The sequence below is a fragment of the Prauserella rugosa genome (genome assembly GCF_000719975.1).
Taxonomy (GTDB): Bacteria; Actinomycetota; Actinomycetes; order Mycobacteriales; family Pseudonocardiaceae; genus Prauserella; species Prauserella rugosa.
Window position 1 is genome coordinate 281,473 of the sequence record NZ_JOIJ01000003.1, and the last position, 20,523, is coordinate 301,995.

At 69.4% G+C, this 20,523-nt stretch carries 20 protein-coding genes; 9 read left to right on the forward strand and 11 right to left on the reverse strand.

Translation table 11 applies throughout. The annotated features are described in order from the left end of the window. The first annotated feature begins 18 nt into the window (after positions 1 to 18). From IF64_RS0106295 to IF64_RS0106315, 5 genes are all read left to right on the forward strand, one after another. Positions 19 to 939 (forward strand): ABC transporter substrate-binding protein, encoded by a 921-nt coding sequence (locus IF64_RS0106295; protein WP_030531062.1) that lies wholly within the window; start codon positions 19 to 21, stop codon positions 937 to 939. After that, the gene (locus IF64_RS0106300) at positions 939 to 2,006 is read left to right on the forward strand and encodes a FecCD family ABC transporter permease (RefSeq protein ID WP_051757516.1); all 1,068 of its coding nucleotides are present in this window, start codon (positions 939 to 941) and stop codon (positions 2,004 to 2,006) included. The genes IF64_RS0106295 and IF64_RS0106300 overlap by 1 nt, the downstream gene beginning before the upstream one ends. After that, positions 2,003 to 2,806 carry an ABC transporter ATP-binding protein gene (locus tag IF64_RS0106305; RefSeq protein WP_030531064.1) on the forward strand — a complete coding sequence of 268 codons (804 nt, stop codon included), beginning with the start codon at positions 2,003 to 2,005 and terminating at the stop codon, positions 2,804 to 2,806. The genes IF64_RS0106300 and IF64_RS0106305 overlap by 4 nt, the downstream gene beginning before the upstream one ends. 129 nt (positions 2,807 to 2,935) lie before the next feature. Beyond that, positions 2,936 to 3,403, forward strand: coding sequence for a hypothetical protein (locus IF64_RS0106310; protein ID WP_030531065.1), 468 nt, complete (start codon positions 2,936 to 2,938; stop codon positions 3,401 to 3,403). Further along, on the forward strand, positions 3,400 to 3,744 hold the full coding sequence (locus IF64_RS0106315; RefSeq protein WP_048808036.1) for a winged helix-turn-helix domain-containing protein: 345 nt from the start codon (positions 3,400 to 3,402) through the stop codon (positions 3,742 to 3,744). Before IF64_RS0106310 ends, IF64_RS0106315 begins: the two co-directional genes overlap by 4 nt. On the opposite strand, the gene IF64_RS27445 is transcribed toward IF64_RS0106315, so the two are convergent. Genes IF64_RS27445 through hisD form a run of 4 tightly spaced genes read right to left on the reverse strand, consistent with a single transcriptional unit; the run spans position 3,737 to position 6,923 of the window. After that, complete coding sequence (locus tag IF64_RS27445) at positions 3,737 to 3,895, reverse strand: hypothetical protein (protein WP_048808035.1); 159 nt, start codon at positions 3,893 to 3,895, stop codon at positions 3,737 to 3,739. The two genes, IF64_RS0106315 and IF64_RS27445, sit on opposite strands and share 8 nt — an antisense overlap. Next, positions 3,896 to 4,495 (reverse strand): imidazoleglycerol-phosphate dehydratase HisB, encoded by a 600-nt coding sequence (hisB, locus tag IF64_RS0106325; RefSeq protein WP_030531067.1) that lies wholly within the window; start codon positions 4,493 to 4,495, stop codon positions 3,896 to 3,898. Beyond that, entirely contained in the window at positions 4,492 to 5,601 is a 1,110-nt protein-coding gene (locus IF64_RS0106330) for a histidinol-phosphate transaminase (RefSeq protein ID WP_030531068.1), read from the reverse strand. The genes hisB and IF64_RS0106330 overlap by 4 nt, the downstream gene beginning before the upstream one ends. Then, positions 5,598 to 6,923, reverse strand: a complete 1,326-nt coding sequence (gene hisD / locus IF64_RS0106335) for a histidinol dehydrogenase (protein ID WP_030531069.1) — start codon at positions 6,921 to 6,923, stop codon at positions 5,598 to 5,600. Before hisD ends, IF64_RS0106330 begins: the two co-directional genes overlap by 4 nt. Positions 6,924 to 7,040: 117 nt before the next feature. Here hisD and IF64_RS0106340 point away from each other — a divergent pair, with 117 nt between their 5' ends. Both IF64_RS0106340 and IF64_RS26460 read left to right on the forward strand, forming a co-directional pair. Beyond that, positions 7,041 to 7,850, forward strand: a complete 810-nt coding sequence (locus IF64_RS0106340; RefSeq protein WP_030531070.1) for a carbon-nitrogen hydrolase family protein — start codon at positions 7,041 to 7,043, stop codon at positions 7,848 to 7,850. Positions 7,851 to 8,236: 386 nt separating this feature from the next. Then, the gene (locus IF64_RS26460) at positions 8,237 to 9,472 is read left to right on the forward strand and encodes an HNH endonuclease signature motif containing protein (protein ID WP_084705691.1); all 1,236 of its coding nucleotides are present in this window, start codon (positions 8,237 to 8,239) and stop codon (positions 9,470 to 9,472) included. Here IF64_RS26460 and nadC read toward each other — a convergent pair. From nadC to nadA, 3 genes are read right to left on the reverse strand one after another with little or no spacing between them, the layout of a single operon-like run. After that, complete coding sequence (gene nadC / locus IF64_RS0106350; RefSeq protein WP_030531072.1) at positions 9,403 to 10,272, reverse strand: carboxylating nicotinate-nucleotide diphosphorylase; 870 nt, start codon at positions 10,270 to 10,272, stop codon at positions 9,403 to 9,405. The genes IF64_RS26460 and nadC overlap by 70 nt on opposite strands. After that, entirely contained in the window at positions 10,269 to 11,951 is a 1,683-nt protein-coding gene (locus IF64_RS0106355) for an L-aspartate oxidase (protein WP_036875819.1), read from the reverse strand. Before IF64_RS0106355 ends, nadC begins: the two co-directional genes overlap by 4 nt. Next, complete coding sequence (nadA, locus tag IF64_RS0106360) at positions 11,948 to 12,997, reverse strand: quinolinate synthase NadA (RefSeq protein WP_084705692.1); 1,050 nt, start codon at positions 12,995 to 12,997, stop codon at positions 11,948 to 11,950. Before nadA ends, IF64_RS0106355 begins: the two co-directional genes overlap by 4 nt. Before the next feature lie 98 nt (positions 12,998 to 13,095). On the opposite strand from nadA, the gene IF64_RS0106365 reads away from it, so the two are divergent. Both IF64_RS0106365 and IF64_RS0106370 read left to right on the forward strand, forming a co-directional pair. Further along, positions 13,096 to 13,785: an NUDIX hydrolase gene (locus tag IF64_RS0106365; RefSeq protein ID WP_169741927.1), complete on the forward strand. Its 690-nt coding sequence runs from the start codon at positions 13,096 to 13,098 to the stop codon at positions 13,783 to 13,785. 37 nt (positions 13,786 to 13,822) lie between these two features. Beyond that, entirely contained in the window at positions 13,823 to 14,545 is a 723-nt protein-coding gene (locus IF64_RS0106370) for an LON peptidase substrate-binding domain-containing protein (protein WP_030531076.1), read from the forward strand. An 11-nt stretch (positions 14,546 to 14,556) separates the two neighbouring features. Here the strand turns inward: IF64_RS0106370 and IF64_RS0106375 are convergent, their stop codons facing one another. The 4 genes from IF64_RS0106375 to IF64_RS0106390 all read right to left on the reverse strand — a co-directional run bounded on the left by IF64_RS0106375 (position 14,557) and on the right by IF64_RS0106390 (position 20,512). Next, positions 14,557 to 15,147 (reverse strand): DUF2567 domain-containing protein, encoded by a 591-nt coding sequence (locus IF64_RS0106375; RefSeq protein ID WP_030531077.1) that lies wholly within the window; start codon positions 15,145 to 15,147, stop codon positions 14,557 to 14,559. A gap of 263 nt (positions 15,148 to 15,410) precedes the next feature. Beyond that, entirely contained in the window at positions 15,411 to 17,804 is a 2,394-nt protein-coding gene (locus IF64_RS0106380; RefSeq protein ID WP_051757517.1) for a SulP family inorganic anion transporter, read from the reverse strand. A 441-nt stretch (positions 17,805 to 18,245) separates the two neighbouring features. Then, positions 18,246 to 19,400 (reverse strand): glycosyltransferase family 4 protein, encoded by a 1,155-nt coding sequence (locus IF64_RS0106385; protein ID WP_030531079.1) that lies wholly within the window; start codon positions 19,398 to 19,400, stop codon positions 18,246 to 18,248. Positions 19,401 to 19,447: 47 nt separating this feature from the next. Next, entirely contained in the window at positions 19,448 to 20,512 is a 1,065-nt protein-coding gene (locus IF64_RS0106390; protein WP_030531080.1) for a C40 family peptidase, read from the reverse strand. Between the last annotated feature and the right edge of the window lie 11 nt (positions 20,513 to 20,523).

Consider the following 20,523-nt stretch of genomic DNA (forward strand, 5'->3'; position numbering starts at 1 on the left):
CCGTCCCACCGGTCGCGAGTGTCCCGGCTCGTGCTCGTGCTGCCCCTGCTCGCCGTACTGGCCCTCGCCGGGTGCGCCCAGCGCGAGGACACGTCGGAGGCAGGCGCGGGCGGCCAGGCCGGTTTCCCCGTCGAACTGCGCCCCGAGGGCGCCCCCGAGGTGACCCTCGAGGACAAGCCCGAGCGCATCGTCTCGCTCGTCCCCTCCGTCACCGAGACGCTCTACGAGGTGGGCGCAGGCGACCAGGTGGTCGCAGTCGACGAGATGTCGACCCACCCTCGACAGGCGCCCCGCACCGAACTGTCGGGCCTGGACCCGGACCCGCAGGCGATCGCGGGGCACAACCCCGACCTCGTGATCGTCAACGCCGACGCCGAGGGCACGCTCGCCGACGCGCTGGACAAGACCGGCGTGCCCACGCTCGTGCTGCCCGCACCGACCACGTTGGAGGCCGCCTACGACCAGTTCGCGCTCGTCGGGAAGGCGACAGGGCACGCCGACGAGGGCGAGCGGTTGGCCGACCGGGTCGAGTCCGAGATCACCGAGCTGGCGGAGAACACGCCCGACCGCAAGCTGAGCTACTACCACGAGGTCGACCCGAGCTACTACACCGTGACGTCGGCGACGTTCCTCGGCGAGATCTACCAGCTGTTCGGCCTGCGCAACATCGCCGACCAGGGAGATCCGAACGCGATGGGCGGATATCCGCAGCTGACCGCGGAGAAGATCGTCGAAGCCGATCCCGACCTGGTGTTCCTCGCCGACACGAAGTGCTGTGGGCAGAACGCGAAGACCGTCGCCGAGCGCCCGGGCTGGGACACGATGACCGCCGTCAAGCAGGATCGGGTGTTCGCGCTCGACGACGACCTCGCTTCGCGGTGGAGTCCGCGGCTCGTCGAGTTCGTCCGCAGCATCTCCAACGCGGTGGCGAAGGCCTGATGACCCTCACCCGCCGGTCCGCTCCACGACCCGAGGCCGCCGAGCACACGGCCCGGCTGCGCCCCGGCGTGCTCGCCGTGTCGTTGGCCGTGCTGCTGGCGGCCGTCGTGTTCTCCCTGTTGGCAGGTTCGGGGGAACTGGGCTGGCAACGGGTTCTCGGCGAGATCTGGGCCCAGCTCACCGGCGGGCTCTCCCCGCTGTCGGAACGTGAGGCCGCGATCGTGTGGGAGCTGCGCATGCCCCGCGTGCTGCTGGCCGGCCTCGTCGGCGCCGCGCTCGCGGGCGCGGGCGCGGCGTTCCAGGGCGTGTTCCGCAATCCGCTGGCCGAGCCGTACCTGCTCGGCGCGGCCGCGGGCGCCGGCATGGCCGCCACGATGGTCGTCGTGTTCGCGCCTGCCGTGACGACATGGGTCGTCGGCCCGCTGCCTGCCGCGGCGTTCGCGGGGGCGCTCCTGGGCGTGGGGTTGAGCTGGGTGCTCGGCCGCTCCGCGGGCGGATCGGGCACCGCCGGGCTGTTGCTGGCCGGGGTAGCCGTGACGGCATTCCTCACCGCCGTGCAGACGTTCGTGCAGCAGCTCAACACCGACACGATCAAGCAGGTGTACACCTGGACGCTCGGCGGGCTGAACATCAGCGGGTGGACCGACGTGCTGGTGGCGCTGCCGTACATCGCGCTCGCGGCCGTGGTGCTGGTCGCTGCCGCACGTCTGCTGGACGTCCTCACGCTCGGCGATGCCGAGGCCGCCTCGCTCGGCCTGCGTCCCGGCCGGATCCGCCTCGTCCTGCTCGCCGCCGCGTCGCTGGCCACCGCGGCCGCGGTCTCGGTGAGCGGACTGATCGGCTTCGTCGGGATCGTGGTGCCGCACCTGGTGCGATTGCTCGCAGGCGCGAGCTACCGCGTGATCGTGCCGCTGTCACTCGTCGGCGGAGCGGTGTTCCTCGTGCTCGCCGACGTCGTCGCCCGCACGATCATGCCGGGTGAGCTGCCCCTCGGTGTCGTGACCGCCTTCGCGGGCGCGCCGTTCTTCGCACTGGTCCTGCGCACGAACCGGGAGCGACTGTCATGACGGAGGCAACCGGACCGGACCCCGCGTTGACGCTGCACGAGGTGACCATCGCCTACGGCGCGGCACCGGTGGTCAGTGACGTGTCCCTCGCCGTCGGACGCGGCCAGTGGCTGGCCATCGTCGGACCGAACGGCGCGGGCAAGTCGACCCTGCTCAAGGCCATCGCCGGCCTCGTCGAGTACCGGGGATCGGTGACACTCGACAGTACCCGCATCGACCGACTGTCCCCTTCGGACCGTGCACGGCGGATTGGTTATGCGCCACAGAATCCGGCACTACCGGAGCGGCTCACCGTCACGGACTACGTCCTCCTCGGGCGGACCCCGCACCTCGGATTCCTCGCACGCGAGACCGCCGCCGATCTTTCCATTGTGGAGGATGTGCTGGACCGCGTCGATCTACGCGGACTGATGGGGCGTCGGCTCGGCACCCTGTCCGGCGGCGAGGCGCAGCGCGCGGTACTGGCCCGCGTGCTCGCACAGCGGACGGGCCTGTTGCTGCTCGACGAACCCACCACCGGCCTCGACATCGGCCACGCCCAGACCCTGCTCGAACGCCTCGACCAGCTGCGCGCCGAGGATAACGCCACGGTCGTGACGACACTGCACGACCTGACGTTGGCCGCGCAGTACGCCGACGAGCTCGTGCTCGTCGACCGCGGCGGCATCGTCGCGGCGGGTAAACCGTCCGAGGTCCTCACCGCGGAACGGCTCCGCGAGCACTACGCCGCCGAGGTCGAGGTGTTGACGACCACCGATGGCCGCCCGGTGGTCGCTCCCGTGCGTCCTCGACACGCCTGAACGGCGCACCAGAGCGGGGGCGCGCTCGGAACTCTTCGAGAACAACCCTGGCGCCGCACTGTCGGATCGACTTATGCTTTCCATATGGAAAGCAGTTTCCTTCCGCCAGCCGGAGACGGGAGATCGAGCATGTCCGAAGTTCCGGAACTCGACCAGGTGGCCTACGCGCGCCGCCGACTCGCAGCCCACGCCCGGCTGCCGCTCGGATACTGGGTGTTCTACGGCGTGGCACTCGTGGCACTGGCCGGCCTGCCCCTCTGGACGAGCTGGCTCGGCGCGGCCGACCACCCGCTCGTGTCGTGGGGTGTCGCCGCGCTCGGTATCGCATCGGCCGGATACTCGTGGAACCGACGCCGCCGGACCGGGGTTCACCTGCCGAAACGTATCGGCGCCTACCCCAGTGCGCGCCCATGGTGGCTCGCCGGCCTCGCCCTCACCCTCGCCGGCTTCGGGGCGATCTTCACCCTGGTCGCACAGGACCTGCGGCCCGTCGCGTACGGCGTTCTGCCGGTCGTGGCCATCGCCGTGTTCGCGCTCCAGCTCAAGACCCGGTCGGCCATGGAGCGCGACCTCCAGGAAGGCAGGGTCCGGCCGTGACTGGTCGCGACCCGCTTTTCGAAACCGGCCCGCGGCTGGCGTTGTGCGCGCTGCTGCAAGGTGCGGAATGGGTCGAGTTCGCCACGACCCGTGACATGCTCGGCGTCAGCGATTCGGTCGTCTCGAAGCACAGCCGCACCCTGGAGGAAGCCGGCTACCTCGAGGTACGAAAGGGCTCGGTCGGCCGCCGCCCCAGAACCTGGTTCCGGCTCACCGCCGCCGGTCAGTCGGCTCTGCGAGGACACCTCGACTGGCTCGCACACCTGCGGCACGCCCTCGACGATGCACCGCACGCCGGGAACACGGCGGGCGGCACCGATTACGACGACGCCGTCACATGAGCCAGGCGACGGCCCCGCCGATCGCGACCAGCGCGGCGATACCGAACCCCACGGCCAGGCCACGCGAGTCGTTACGCCATGTGCTGTACACCCCACCGACGAGGAAACCCGCCACTCCGAGCAACAGAATGGCGACCCATTCCTGGTCCACCTACAGCACACCCTTCGTCGACGGCACGCCACCGGCGCGCGGATCGTTTTCCGTCGCCGCGCGCAACGCCCGCGCCACGGCCTTGTACTGGGCCTCCGCGATGTGGTGCGGATCGCGACCGTGTACCACCCGTACGTGCAGCGCCAACTGAGCGTGGAACGACAGCGACTCGAACACGTGCCTGGTCAGCACGAACGGATAGTTTCCGCCGATCGTGAACGTGTTGAACTCCTCGGGCTCGCCCACGTGCACGCAGTACGGCCTGCCGGAGACATCGATCGCGGCGTGGGCGAGCGTTTCGTCCATCGGGATCCAGCAGTCACCGAAACGACGGATGCCCTTCTTGTCCCCGAGCGCTTCGCGGATCGCCTGCCCGAGCACGATGGCGGTGTCTTCGACGGTGTGGTGTGCGTCGATGTGCACGTCACCGGTTGCGTCGATCTTCAGATCCAACGAGCCGTGGGTGCCGAACGAGTTCAGCATGTGGTCGTAGAACGGCACACCGGTCGACACGTCGACCTGGCCGGTGCCGTCGAGGTCGACCTCGACACGGATCGACGATTCCTTTGTGGTGCGTTCGACCTTGCCAATCCGGCTCACCGGCCGACCTCCTTGCTCGCCTCCAGGAAGGCGTCGTTCTCCTCGGGGGTTCCGACGGTCACCCGCAGGTGCCCCTCGATACCGGTGTCCCGAATCAGCACTCCTTGCTCCACATAGGACTTCCAACTCGCACCCGGGTTGGCGAACCGGCCGAAGAGGATGAAGTTCGCGTCACTCGGCACCGGGCGGAATCCGAGGCCCTGCAACGCATCGGCCACGCGGTCCCGCTCCGCGGCAAGCTTCGCCACCGATGCGAGTGTCGCGTCGGCGTGTCGCAGCGCTGCCCGTGCGGCAGCCTGCGTCAGCAGCGACAGGTGGTACGGCAGCCGAACCAGCTGCAGGGCATCGACCACCGCAGCCGAGGCAGCGAGGTAACCGAGCCTTCCCCCGGCGAAGGCGAACGCCTTGCTCATGGTCCGCGACACGATCAACTTCGCCGGGTACCGATCCAGCAGGTGCAGCGCACTGGGTTGGGACGAGAACTCGGCATACGCCTCGTCCACGACGACGATCCCCGGGGCTGCCTCGAGTACCGCTTCGAGCTCGGGCAGCGGGATCGAACCGCCCGTGGGGTTGTTCGGGCTCGTCACGAAGACGATGTCCGGCCGACGCTCGGCCACGATGCGTGCTGCCTCTGCCGCGTCGAGGGTGAAGTCGTCGCGTCGCGGTGCAGGAAGCCATTCGGTTCGGGTGCCCGCCGAAATGATCGGGTGCATCGAGTACGAGGGTTCGAAACCGAGCGCGCTCCGCCCCGGTCCGCCGAATGCCTGCAGGATCTGCTGGAGCACCTCGTTCGAGCCGTTGGCCGCCCATACCTGCCGCCTGCCGACCTCAACGCCGGTCGACGACGACAGGTATGCGGCCAGATCGTCCCGCAACGCGACGGCGTCCCGGTCCGGGTAGCGGTGCAATTCGGTGGCGACCGCCCGGACCGCCTCGGTCACGTCGTCGACGAGTTCCGGCGGTGGCGGATACGGGTTCTCGTTGGTGTTCAGCCGCACCGGGACATCGAGCTGCGGCGCGCCGTACGGGCTACGGCCGCGCAGGTCGTCCCGCAACGGCAGGTCATCGAGCGTGACCTCGTCGACGGCGTGTTCCTCGGTCACCGGGCTTCCCCCTCGAATCGCGCCTGCACCGCTTCTCCGTGCGCGGGCAGGTCCTCGGCGTCGGCCAGTGCGACCACCTTGTCCGCGACGTCGCGAAGCGCGGCCTCGCTGTAGTCGATGACGTGGATGCCACGCAGGAAGGTTTGGACCGACAGCCCCGACGAGTGCCGCGCGAAACCACCGGTCGGAAGGACATGGTTGGAACCGGCACAGTAGTCACCCAACGAGACCGGAGCATAGGGACCGACGAACACCGCACCGGCGTTCCTGACTCGAGCCGCATCCTCCCGCGCACGAGCCGTCTGGATCTCGAGATGCTCGGCGGCGTATGCGTCGACGACCTTGATTCCATCGTCCACAGTGGATACCAACACCGTGCCGGACTGGGGTCCGCGCAGTGCCGTGTCGACACGTTCGGTGTGCTTGGTTGCCGCGACTCGCCGCTGCAGTTCGACGTCGACGGCGTCGGCGAGCTCCTGGGACGTCGTGACGAGAACACTGGCGGCGAGTGTGTCGTGTTCGGCCTGGCTGATCAGGTCCGCGGCGACATGCCCGGCGTCGGCGGTTTCGTCGGCCAGGATGGCGATCTCCGTGGGACCGGCTTCGGAGTCGATTCCGATGATGCCGCGCAGCATGCGCTTGGCTGCCGTCAGATAGACGTTCCCGGGCCCGGTCACCATGTCGACCGGTTCGAGCTCGGTGTCGTCGGTGTCCGTGGCGCCATAGGCGAGCAGCGCGACGGCTTGAGCACCACCGACGGCCCACACCTCGTCGACGTCGAGCAAGGCCGCGGCCGCGAGGGTCGTGGGATGCGGCAGGCCGCCGAACTCCTCCTGGGGCGGCGAGCACAGCACGAGCGATCCGACGCCGGCTTCCTGAGCGGGCACGACGTTCATGACCACGCTGGACGGATACACAGCCAGGCCACCGGGGGCGTACAGGCCGACCCGGGAAACCGGGACCCAGCGCTCCGTCACCGTTCCCCCGTCCGCGACGGTCGTCGTGACATCCTGCCTGCGCTGGTCGGCGTGAACCCTGCGAGCACGGACGATCGCTTCGTCAAGCGCGGACCGCACGGCCGGGTCGAGCTCCTTGAGAGCCTTGTCGATCTCCGCGCGCGGCACCCGCACGGACGCAGGGCGCACCTTGTCGAAGCGTTCCGTGTACTCGAGGACCGCTTCGACCCCGCGATCGCGGACCGCATCGACAACGGGCCGCACCTGATGCAGCGCCGCGTCCACGTTGACCTCGGCGCGCGGCAGGGTTGCGCGCAGCTCGGCTGGCCTGGGAACGCGACCTCGCAGGTCGGTGCGGTTCAACATGGCTTCAAGGGTACGAGGTGAGACCGGCCACGAAGCCACGGGCCGCCACCGGTGACGTGCGCGACAATGCTGTCCGGCCGATCGCTGTCCGGCCGACCGACCTGCGAGGAGGATCCGATGACGAGCTCGAACACGTTGCGGGTGGCACTGTGCCAACTCGCCTCGACGGCCGATCCCACCGCGAACCTCGAGCTCGTACGCAGGTGGACGGCCGACGCCGCCACACAAGGCGCACGCGTGGTCGTCTTCCCGGAAGCGACCATGGCACATTTCGGAGTGAAGCTGGCACCACTGGCGGAGCCACTCGACGGGCCGTGGGCCGGCGGCGTCGCCGATATTGCCCGTGACCACGACGTTCTCATCGTCGCGGGCATGTTCACGCCGGCTGAGGACCGTGTGCGCAACACGCTGTTGATCACCGGCCTCGGCCACCATCTCGGATACGACAAGATCCACCTGTACGACGCCTTCGGTTTCCATGAGTCCGCGACGGTCGCGGGCGGCGACACCCCCGTCACCGTGGGGGTCGACGGAGTCACGCTGGGCGTTGCGACGTGTTACGACGTGCGATTTCCCGGGTTGTTCCAGGACCTGGCCGAGAAGGGTGCGAGCGCCGTCGCGGTCGCTGCCTCCTGGGGTGCAGGCGAGGGCAAGCGCGAACAGTGGGAACTGCTCGTGCGCGCGCGAGGGCTCGACTCGGGCACCTGGATCCTCGCCTGCGGCCAAGCCGATCCCGCCGCCGCAGGCGTGGATGTCAATCCGAAGGCGCCCACGGGCATCGGCTATTCCGCGGTGGCCGACCCGTTCGGCACAGTCCGAACGCAGGCCGGCGCGGAACCCGAGCTGGTGGTCGTCGACATCGATCCCGAGACCGCAGAGGCGTCGCGGCGCGCTACCGGCGCGCTCGCCAACCGGAAGATGCACTGAGTCCCGGATCCTGGATCTCACCTTCCACACCCCCATCGCCTCGTAATCGATATCGAACTCCGGTTCCCTTGCGTTTGCTCATAGAACCGTGACCCACACCGCCGTGCCAACACGTATTTCCGCAATATCGGCGCGGTCGACTCTAACGGTCCGAATAGGCGAGCACCACCCCCAACTGAATCAGTGACCTGCGAGAATGTATCACTCCTCCAGGCGACGGTCCCAGCACGACCGGCACCCGTGTGGGCGGAGAACGTTACGCGGCGCAATGGATTGACGAACGAACGTCGCCATTCGCACGGTCGGACGGTGAACGGCATTCGGCCGTGCGAATGAGTTTCCCGAAGAGGGGATATTTTCGTTGGTGAGTTCGATACGTTGCGGGAATGAGTAGACGCCAGCAGCTCGTGGAAACCGTGCGGGAGGCACGAAGAGCTCGTGCACGAACCGACGCCGCCGAGATGACCGCACTTGCCGAACTCGCCGCACTGGAAGGGGACGATCACGCCGTGGCCGACGAACTGGCGCCGGAACTTCGCATCTCCACGGCGAGGGTGCGACAACGGATCGTCCGCGCGACGCACATCGTACGTCGCATGCCACGACTGTTGGCGGCGATGGAGTCCGGAGAGATCGAAGCCTACGGCGCCGGTCGTGTCCTCACCATCACCGCGCCTCTGAGCGAGGCGGACGCCCTCGTGGTGGATGAACGCCTCGCGGACAAACTCGCCGCGGGCACGACCACGATGTGGCACGCCGACAATCTCGCACGGCATACCCGCGGCATCGTCGAGGGCGTCGACCCTGGTGGACAAGCAGCCCGGGCACGCGCGGCCCGGAAGGATCGACGGGTGGAACTCGTACACCGCGAACATGCGACCGCATCGCTCGACCTGGCGCTGCCCGCGGAAGTGGCATCCGCCTGCTATGCACGGATCGATTCGCTGGCCCGCAGCCACGGTGAGAACACCGGCCGCACCATGGATCAATGTCGCGCCGACGTCGCCGCCGACCTGCTGCTCGGTAACACCGCGGACGCTGGCAGGACGCAGCCCGAGGCTGCTGCGACCGTGTATCTCCACATGCCCGTCGACGCAGCCCTCGGCATCAACGACACAGGTTGCGAGCTGGACGGTTACGGACCGATCCCGGCCGTGATCGCGCGCGAGATCATGACCAACCGGAGGAGTGTGTGGCGTGCGGTCCTCTGTGACCCGGGCACCGGGCGCCCGGTCGATCTGGGCCGGAGCCGCCGGCAGCCGAGCGAACACATCCGCACGCTGGTTCGTGTGCGCGACCGCGAATGTGCGGTCCCGTGGTGCCATCGCCCGGCACGACACTGCGATTACGACCACGAGGCCGAGTGGGCACGAGACAGCGGCGTGACGTCGGTCGACAACGGTGCACCGAAGTGCCGCAGTCATCATCGCCGCAAGAACGACCCACGGTGGATCTCGCACTACGACCCCGTTGACGGCACGATGACCGTGACGACGCCGTCCGGCGCGACGCACACCGGTCGGCGCGAGCCGGTGATGCAGCCACGCAACACTCAGTCGCGCAAGTCCATGCCGAGATCCAGAGCCGGTGACGAATGTGTCAACGCACCAACGGCCAAATAGTCCACACCGGACTCGGCGTAGGCACGTGCGTTGTGGAGCTGCAAACCACCGGACGACTCGAGACGGGCCACAACATTTCTCGCGTCGCGCATCGCCACAGCTTGGGCACAGGCCTCGGGAGTGAAATTGTCGAGCAGAATCTCGTCGGCACCTGCATCGAGAGCCTCGGCAAGCTGGTCGAGATCGTCGACCTCGACCTCGCACGGAACGCCCTCCGCGTGTTTGCGGGCCGCACGCAGTGCTTCACCGACCGACCCGGCCGCCACCACGTGGTTGTCCTTGATCAGGACGGCGTCACCGAGCCCCATGCGGTGATTCACGCCCCCGCCACAACGCACCGCGTACTTCTCCAGCAACCGCAGTCCGGGCAGCGTCTTCCGGGAGTCCCGGATCCGACACCCCGTGCCCTCCACCGCGGAGACCCACGCAGCCGTGCTGGTCGCGACACCCGACAGGTGGCACAGCAGGTTCAGTGCCGTGCGCTCTGCGGTGAGCAGTCCGCGCACCGGCCCGCGCACCACGAGCGCCTGGGTGCCCGCCTCGACCCGAGATCCGTCGGCCAGCACCTCCACGACGGTGTATTCCTCGCCGAGCACCTCGTCGAACACCGCCAGCGCCGCGGGTATCCCAGCCAGCACACCTGCCGTCCTGGCCGTCAACGCCGCTGTCGCCGTGGCATCGGCGGCGACAGTGGCCGTCGTCGTCGCGTCCGGGCCGTACCTCAGGTCCTCGGCGAGCGCCGTCGCGACGACCCTATGCAGATCATCGACGTCCGGGCCGTCCCCGCTGTACCCACTCATGCCGCCTCCATCGCCTGTCGAGGGTGCTGCACCACGACCGGCTGGCCGGACGGGGTGAGCCGGATAGCCTGGCTGCGTCGCCACGACACGTCGTCACGCACCGGGAAATCCGAGCGAACGTGGCATCCGCGAGACTCGGTTCGGGACGCAGCCGCGGCCAGGAGTGCGCGTGCGACGAGCGTCAGCGCAGCATCCTCGACCCTCCGCCGGGTCCACGGCAGCGATTCGCCGAGCTGCGGATCCTGCGCCAGATCCAGAACCGAACCCGCAACTGCCAGACCGTCCGCATCGCGGCCGATACCTGCGTACCTGCTCATCACCCGCTGCAGCTGGTCCCGGTCGACGATCGGGCCGGCCCCCACGTCCGGCCCGATCGCAGCCTCGCCGTCGACGCCCGCAAGCGCGGGACTGACGTCCGCCGCTATCGCCTCGGCTACGCGCCTGCCCACGACGAGCCCCTCGAGCAGACTGTTGGACGCCAACCGGTTGGCGCCGTGCAGTCCCGTACGGGCCACCTCGCCGACGGCGTACAGCCCGGCGACCGGGGTCCTGCCGTCGGTGTCGGCGACAACTCCACCGCATGCGAAATGCGCAGCGGGGACCACCGGAATCGGGTCGCGCGCCGGGTCGACCCCGACAGCGCTGCACGCCGCGTGCACCGTCGGGAAGCGCTCCGGGAACCGGTCGACGGCCGTCGCGTCGAGAAAGACATGGTCGTCCACACCGCCGGGGGCCGCGGCGAGGTGCCGGGCGATCGCGGCCGACACGACGTCCCGAGGAGCGAGATCCTCCATCGGATGGACACCCGCCATCACGCGCGCACCGGTGGCGTCGACGAGCACCGCGCCCTCACCGCGAACCGCTTCGGTGACGAGTGGACAACGACCACGCGCCCCCGGCGTGTACAACACGGTCGGGTGGAACTGCACGAACTCGATGTCGGCCACCGGTGCTCCGGCACGGAGAGCCAGCGCCACGCCGTCACCTGTTGCGAGCTCCGGGTTCGACGTGGCGCCGTACAGCTGTCCGAGCCCTCCGGTGGCCAACAGGACCGCGGGAGCCCGGATCACGCCCGGTACGCCGTTGTTGTCGAGCACGGTCACCCCGACGACCCGCCCCGAAGACGTACGCACCGCGTCGACGGCGATATGTCCTTCCAGTACGGGTAGGCCCTGGCCCTTCGTCGCGGCGACCAGGGAGCGTTGGACCTCGGCGCCCGTCGCATCGCCACCGGCGTGGACGACACGAAAGGCGCTGTGTCCGCCCTCTCGGGTACGTGCCAGGCCGCCGGGGGTGGTGTCGAACTCGGCCCCTCGCCGCTGCAACTCGGCCACAGCAGCGGCACCACCGCCGACGACATCAGCGACCGCCGCGGGATCGCACAGTCCTGCGCCGGCGGCTTCCGTGTCGGCTGCATGGGCAGCGGGCGTATCCGCCGTGTCCCCGTCGACACCGCCCAGGACGGCTGCGACACCGCCCTGGGCCCATCTCGTGTTGCCGTCGTCGATCCCGGCCTTGGTGACGACCAGGACGCGCACACCCAGTTCGCGCAGGCGTAGCGCCGCGGTGAGCCCGGCTGCCCCACTGCCCAGGACGACCGCGTCGGCGCGCGCCTCCCACCGCGGCGCCGTCGGTGTTTCCGCCTCCAAGGCGTTAACCTGTTGGCCGGTCGGGGTCATTCGCCGCCGCCGGGCTTGCCGATCTCGATCATTCGCTGCACCGATGCCCTGCCCCGCTCGGCGGTCACCGGGTCGACGTGCACTTCGTCGGCACCCTCGCGCAACGAGCGCAGGAGGGCCGCCGGCGTGATCATCTTCATGTACCGACACGACGCCCGGTCGTTCACCGCACGGAAGTCGATGTCGGGAGCCGCCTTACGCAGCTGGTGCAGCATGCCGACCTCGGTGGCCACCAGCACCGATTCGGCCTCGGTGGCACGGGCGGCCGTCAACATGTCGCCCGTGGAGAGGATCTTGACGCGGTCGGCTTCGACGGCTCCCTCTCCCGCGAGGTACAGGGCCGAGGTCGCGCATCCACATTCCGGGTGGATGAACAGATCGGCCCCCGGATCAGCAGCGGCACGTTCGGCCAGCTCAGGACCGTTGATGCCGGCGTGTACATGGCACTCGCCCGCCCAGATGTGCAGGTTGTCCCTGCCCGTCACCCGCTTGACGTGGGCCCCGAGGAACTGGTCGGGGCAGAACAGCACCTCACGGTCGGCGGGGATCGAGGCCACCACGTCGACGGCGTTCGACGACGTGCAGCAGATGTCGGTCTCTGCCTTCACCTCGGCCGTCGTGTTCACGTACGAGACGACGACAGCGCCGGGATGCTCGGCCTTCCAGGAGCGCAGCTGCTCCCCCGTGATCGAGTCGGCGAGGGAGCAACCCGCCCGCGCGTCGGGAATGAGCACCGTCTTCTCGGGCGCGAGGATCTTCGCGGTCTCGGCCATGAAGTGGACGCCGCAGAAGACGATCGTCGATGCCTCACTGGCCGCCGCGATACGGCTGAGCGCGAGCGAGTCGCCGGTGTGGTCGGCGATCTCCTGGATCTCGGGGAGCTGGTAGTTGTGCGCCAGCAGTACGGCGTCGCGTTCGGTCGCGAGCCGGCGCACCTCCGCGGCCCACGCCTCGTCCGCGACCACTCCTCCGTAGGGAGCGTCGCCCTCTGGCGCTGCGATGACGTCCGTCGCGACGTCGTGGACCGCCGTGTCGAGCCTCGGCATGTCGGGCCTCCGATACGTGCCTTCGGGAGGTTTTCGCCTTATAATCGAAAACCGTGCGATCACATATTAACAGCACGAGCCCTCTGGCACACGAGGTTCTGGCCGCCGTTCTCCAGGTGCGCCCGTCCAGCGACAGCGGCGCACCCCCGTCGTTGCAGGTCCTGCTGTGGAGACGGGCACTCGACCCCCACATCGGACGTTGGTCACTCCCCGGTGGACGGCTGCGCGCCGACGAGGACGTCGCGACGTCGATCCGCCGCCAACTGGCCGAGAAGGTCGACATGCGGCAGCTCACCCATGTCGAGCAGCTGGCGGTGTTCAGTGACCCACGGCGCGTACCCGGGCCGCGGGTGGTCGCCACGGCGTTCCTCGGCCTCGTGCCCTCGGACGTCGACCCCGAGGTCCCCGAGGACACCGCGTGGCATCCGGTCGACGACCTCCCCCGCACGGCTTTCGACCACGAGTCGATCGTGCTCGGCGCCCGCGACCGCCTGCGGGCCAAACTCAGCTACACCAACATCGGGTTCGCGCTCGTGCCGAGGGATTTCACGATCTCGCTCCTGCGTGAGCACTACTCGGCGACGCTCGGATACCGGGTGTCGGCCACGAATCTGCAACGCGTGCTGTCCCGGCGTGGCCTGCTGGTGGACACGGGCAGGACCGCTCCGTCCGGGCGTTCCGGCGGCAGGCCGGCGACGCTGTACTCGTTCGCCAGCCACGACGTGCAGATCACCGACCCGTTCGCGGCGTTCAAGCCACCCGGCACCGGACGTGAGCGGAGTTCGTGAACGCGCGGGGTCGCGCGGCCCGTCGTAACGTGAGGTGGTGGCCGACACGAGACCGGGGACCCAGCGGGAGACGTTGCCGTTGTTCCCGCTGCAGACCGTTCTCCTGCCGGGCACCCCTATGCCGTTGCACATCTTCGAACCGCGCTACCGGCAGCTCACCGTCGACCTCATCACCGGGACGGTGCCGCACCGGCTCTTCGGCATCGTCGCCATGCGGACACCGTTGGTACAGGAGGTCGACGAGCTCGACCACGTCCACACGATCGGGTGTGCGGCACGGCTCCGGGAGGCAAAACGCCTGCCCGACGGGCGGTACGACCTGGTCGCCAGCGGCACGCGCCGTTTCCTCCTGCACGACGTCGATGCCACCGCGGCCCCCTACCTCATGGGCACGGTCACGTGGCTCGACGACCTGCCGGTGCCCGCCGACGCCGAGGACGCGTCATGGCGGCTCGCCGACCTGGCCAGAGCTGCCCACCGCAGGTACTGCGATGTCGCGTGGCCGGACGACGGCTGGCGAGCACCCGCGGCCGACACCGATCCGGTGGAACTCGCGTACCGGCTGGCTGCCGATTGCGTGCTGCCGTTGCACGATCAGCAGGCCCTGTTGGAGGAACGCCTTCCGTTGCGGCGCCTGCGCACGGTGTGCAGGCTGCTCAACCGCGAGTCCGGTTTCCTGTCCCGGTTACGGGCGATTCCGGCGTCGCTGTCCGAAATGGATGACGGGGACGGTTCGGCGACGAAACCCAGCCTCAACTGACCGGGCAGGGGTCAGCCGAGCCTGCGTCCGAGGTCGTCGCGGCTGTTCCAGATCGCCAACATGCCGTACACCAGCGCGGTCGTGAACGGCTGTGCGAGCACGGCCCACCCGGTCTCCAACACGGGCGCTACCTCGACGACCTGGCCCACGGACGGCGGGTCGGTGATGGCGTAGCTGCTCCCGGCGAACGACAGGCCCATCTGCATCGCGAGCCACCCGGACAGCAGCGAGCCGAGGACTGCGGCGATCAGCACCACGGGACCGCGGCGTTCACGCATCAGCCACACGACGATGCCGACCCCGATACCGGCGGCCAGCCCGAGCAGCATGAACACGGCGAGGGCGTCGAATCGGTGCCAGCTCTCGAGCTGCAGCGGCAGCTCGCCGGTCTGACCGCCGACGACGCGCATCCGCTGCGGCGGCGCCAGCCACGACCACAGCAGGCCCAGCGGAATGCCGACCAGCGCCACGAACGACACGACGCTGATGGCCGGCAACAGGTCGGCCTTCACGACCACCTTGGGCCGCTCCACGCGGACACCGGTGAACGCCAGCGCCGACCACGCGGGCTGTGCGGGCTGCTCGGTCCGCTGTTCGGACAACCGACGTCCTCCTCGCCTACCACGTTCTGACGGCGACGAGCCTAGTCCGTGCCGTCCGTCGCCGTCGTCAGGAGGCCGTCCGGCCGTGGATTGCGGCGGCCGGCGACACGTGCGGCCTCCGCCGGGGTCACCGGCAGGAGGCCGCCACGATGGCCGCGGCCTCGGCGGCGGGCTCGATCATCGTCTCCGCCGCCGCCCGCCGGCGCGGGCGAGCCCCGGGCCGACGTCACCATCGACCCTAGCTGCGCCCGCGCCGTCGTACGTCACGGGGTCTGGACCACGTCCTGAACGCCCGCCGGTTCGAAGTTCCCCGAGGCCGGATCGAGCAGGTAGACCTGCGCGTTGCCGACATCGAAGTACATGCCGGACAGGCTCAGCTGCCCGCGCTCGATCGCCGAGGCCACGAGCGGCGACTGCCGCAGGTGCTCCAGCTGCTGGTGAACGCTGTGCAGGGCCAGTGCATCATCCGGGTGGGCGGGCTCCTCCCCGCCGAGCAGCACGGGCGCGTTCTCCCTGCTGCGGCGCAGGCTCGGCGTGCCGTGTTCGAGCCAGTCGGCCAGCGCCGTGAGCCCCGCGGGGGCCTCGCCGACGACCGCCCGCATCGCACCGCAGGACGAGTGCCCGCACACCACGATCTCGCTGACGCCGAGCACACTCACGGCGAACTCGACCGACGACCACACCGACGCGCCGTCGCTGGCCTGGGTGTCGTGGGGCGGGACGAGGTTTCCGACGTTGCGGACCGTGAACATGTCACCGGGACCGCTGGTGGTGATCACGTTGGGCACGATCCGGGCGTCGGCGCAGGTGATGAACAGCGTGTGCGGATGCTGACCCGCCGCGAGCTTGCTCATGGTGTCGCGCACCAGCGGCGCCGTGCGGTTCTGGAACTCGGACGTACCCCGGTGCAGTGGTCCGGTGCGTTGACCGGGGATGGCCACCTCGCCCGCCCCGCCACCGTTGCCGGCACCGAGTTCAGCGCCGGGGTGGTGGCCGTTCTTCTGCGCCGCGTCGGCGGTCTGCGTGCTCGACGCGTCCGCCTCGGCGGCGTTCGCCGACTGCGGCACGTGACCGTCGCGCGCCATCCACTCCGACCACGGGGCGAGGAAACGCGGAACGGCCACACCGGCGCGGTCCCTGCGCACGATCGGGCTGCCGTCCTTGCCACGTCGGAACCACGGGTGCCCCACCTCGTCCACGAGCACCGTGCCACCGGAGCGTTCGTGCGCTTCCTGCCAGGTGTGCAGGCAGTCGAACGAGGCGTGGTCGAGGTAGTCCACGACCAGTTCGAGCCGGACCGTGCTGCCCTCGGGAAGTCCGTTGAGGACGGCGGAAAGTCGTGGCACAGACAGGAATGTGAGGACTCCTTCGACGACGATGCGGTAGCCGTCACCGTCGTGTTCGGCGTGCACTCCGGACCACATGGTGCGGCTGAGCATGAGCACCAGCGACAGTCCGATACCGATGAGCACACCGGTGAGCAGATCGATCGTGACCACACCCACGACGGTCACGACGTACAGCGACAGGTCGCCGTGCTTGCGAACCTCGCGGATGTGGGCGACGTTCACCAGTTTCGCGCCCACGTGCACCAACAGGCCCGCCAGGGCGGCCAGCGGGATGCTCTCGATCAACACGGCCAGCAGCGCCGTGAACAGCAGCACCCACACGCCGTGCAGGATCGCGGAGGCACGGGTCTTCGCTCCCGCGCTCATGTTCGTCGAGCTGCGCACGATCACGCCCGTGATGGGCAGACCACCGAGCGCACCGGAGGTCATGTTGCCGAAGCCCTGGCCGATCAGTTCCCGGTCGAAGTTGGCGCGCTTACCGGTGTGCATCTTGTCGACGGCCACGGCCGACAGCAGCGACTCGATGCTCGCGATCAGGGCGATCGTCAGTACGGCGACCGCGAACTCCATCCACGCGGCCTCGGGCAGCTGCGGCATGAACTGCAGGTCGAGCACGTTGCCCGGCAGCTCGACGCGCTCGGCGGACGAACCCGTCACCACGGCGAGCACCGTCACCAGCACGATCGCCGCCAGCGGGGCGGGAACCTTGCGCACGGCCGAGGGGAGCTTGCCCCAGACGAGGAGGATGCCCAGCGTCAACAGCCCGAGGAACGTCGCAGGGCCGTGCAGGTCCATCAACTGCCCCGGCAGCTGCGTGACGTTGTCGATCGCGGAGCTGTTGGAGTCACCGCCCAGGATGACGTGCAGCTGCCCCAGCACGATCGTGATGCCGATACCGGCCAGCATGCCGTGCACGATCGCGGGCGAGATCGCCAGCGCGGCCCGCGCGACCCTGCTCAGTCCGAAAAGGACCTGGAGCAGACCGGCGGCGAGGGTGATCGCGCAGGTCACGGCCCAGCCGAACTGGTTGATCGTCTCGGCCATCACCACGGTCAGCCCCGCGGCAGGGCCGCTGACCTGCAACGGCGACCCTCCGACGGCACCCGCGACGACACCGCCGACGACGGCGGCGATCAACCCCGCCGCGATCGGCGCACCCGACGCGAGTGCGATTCCCAGCGACAACGGCACCGCGACGAGGAACACCACGAGCGATGCCGGTACGTCGTGTCGTAGCACGGTGCGCCACCACGGGGCGGCGTCCGTGTCCCCTTTCTGGTCGCTTTCCGGACCGGCTGTCGGCGTCATCGAAACGGCCTCCTCGAGGTCGGGTCATGAATCCCACTCGCGTTTTCCGCGTGGGAGCAATGGCGCTCGGTCGACGGCGACCACGGAACCTCCGGGCGAAGCCGGACCGCGTTCGGCCACGGCGCCGCGAAGTCCGCGCGCTTGCAAGTACCAACACCAGGTACCAGAGGAAGACCCCGAATGTCCCGTTTCCGAAAGGAACTCTCACGGGCCGCTTACGTGGATGTCACTCCACAGAGGACTTACGTGACCGATGATCAACATCCCCGGGTGGTCTGCTACTCACCCGAAAACGGGATATTCCGGATACGCTAATTACCCAACGCAGTCAAAATCACGCGACCACAATGAACAGAACCGGATCGGGTGATTTCACCTCGATCGCCGTCCGGAAACCCGCCGTTCACGTCCGGGTCCCAGCGGATGAGAACGGGTTAACGCCTAGCGATGCACGTGCTCGCGGCCGTCGAGGAGAGCGGCGAGCCGTCGGGCGAGCACGTCCCATCGCCAGTGCTCGGTGACCCACCTGCGTCCGGCCTCCCCCATCGCGCGGGCACGCACCGGGTCGGCCAACAGCGAGGCGAGCGTGTCGACGAGCTGCTCCAGTTTCCTGCCGTCGACGACGTGCCCGGTGACCTCGTCCCGCACCGTCTCCGGGGCACCTCCGGAGTTGCCCGCGACGACGGGGAGACCGGTCGCGGACGCCTCCAGGTAGACGATGCCGAGGCCCTCGACGTCGAGCCCCTTGCCCCGGGTCCGCGCCGGCATGGCGAACACGTCGCCCGCGGCGTAGTGGGCGGGCAGTTCGTCCGCGGGGACCGACCCGGTGAGCACGACGTGCTCGCTCACGCCCTCCTGCTCGGCGAGTGCGGTCAGCTGGGAGCGGTACGGCCCGCCGCCGACGATCAACAGCGCCGCGTCCGGCACCCGGGTGCGGATCTCGGGAAGCGCGCGGATGAGCATGTCCTGCCCCTTCCGCGGGACGAGTCGCGAGACGCACACGACGGTGGGCCGGTCGCCGAGGCCGTACCGGGCGCGCAGTTCGGCGCCGGCGGCCGGATCGGGCCGGAACGTCTCCGGGTCGACGCCCGACGGCAGGTGTTCGAGGCCCGCCAACGGGCCGAACGCCGACGCGAAGCGCTTGCGCGTGTAGTCGCTGACGTAGGTGACGACGTCGGTGGTGTCGCCGATGCGCCGGAGCGCCTGCCGCGCGGCGGGCAGCATCGACCACCCGACCTCGTGGCCGTGGGTCGAGGCGATGACCCGCTGAGCGCCGGCGGCGCGCAGGGGTGCGCCGAGGAGCGCAAGCGGAGCGGCCGCGCCGAACCACACGGTGTCGCACTCGCGCGAGCGCACCAGGTCCTTCGCGCGGCGGAGCACATCGGGAGTGGGCAGCATGAGCGCCGTGGGGTGCCGAACGATCTCGTAGGGCTGGCGCGCGTCGAACTCGCTCGACGAGCCGGAGGCACGCTCCCATGCCGGTGCGTAGACGACGAGGTCGTCGGAGGGCAGGCGCGAGGTGAAGGCCTGCAGATAGGACTGGATTCCGCCGGGCCGGGGCGGGAAGTCGTTGGTCACCAGGAGCGTACGGCGCATGGTGCCACGCTATCCCGCCCCGGACGGGCGGTGTGCGGGTCTCGGTCTCAGGCGACGCGGGCGGCGCCGCTGTACTCCTCCTGCAGCGGCGAGACCTTGACGACGTCACCCTCGGTCGGCGCGTGGACCATCTGGTCGTTCCCGACGTAGATGCCCACGTGGTACGCCGGAGAGCCGAAGAACACCAGGTCGCCGGGCTGCAGCTGGTCGCGGGACACCGGAGTGCCCGCACCGGACTGCTGCGACGACGCGGTCCGCGGGATCGAGATACCGGCCTGCTGGTAGGCCCACGACGTCAGACCGGAGCAGTCGAACGTGTCCGGTCCGGTGGCGCCGTAGACATACGGGCTGCCGCGCTTGCCCAGTGCGGCGTCGACCGCTGCCTGGGCAGCGGGGCCGGGGGCCTTGACCTCACCGACGTCCGCGCCGGTGTCCTGCAGCGAGGCCTGCTCGCTGTCGTTGAGCAGGCCCGCGGCCTCCTCCGCCTCGGCGATCTGCTCGTCGAGCCGTTCCTTGCGCTCGGCGATGTCACTTTCCAGCTTGGCGGCGGCGTTCTTGGCCGCGGCTGCCTTGTTCCTGGCACCTTCAGCCTGCTTCTCGGCCGCGGCGGCCGAGTCGACAGCGCCACGGAGCCTGCTCAGCGCACGGTTCCGGTCGGTGGCGATCACGTCCAGCGCCGACGAACGCTCCAGGAAGTCCTGTGCCGAGTCGCCGGTGAGCAGCGCCGACAGGCGGTTCATCTGCGATCCACTGGCGAACGATGCGCCCGCGAACCGGTCGACGTCGACCCGGTAGCGCTCCTCGTCCGACTCGGCACGCTTCTTCGCCTGCTGCGCGTTGGTCAGCTGCTTGTTGGCCTGGCGCAGTTCGCTCTGCTTGGCCTCGAGGTTCTCCTGAGCCTGGAGGTGTTCCTCGTTCAGCTTCTCCGCGCGTTCCGAGAGCTCGTAGTACTTCTCGAGCGCATCGGACGGTGCCGGCTGCTGCGCGACCGGGGGAGTCTGGGGGGCGGGGTTGGGGGAAGCGGTCGCCGGTGACTGGAAGGTGACAACCGCGACGACGGCGGAGGCCGCCAGCGCGCACGAAACAACGCGCTTCACGGGTTGCGACTGCACGTCGCTCATGT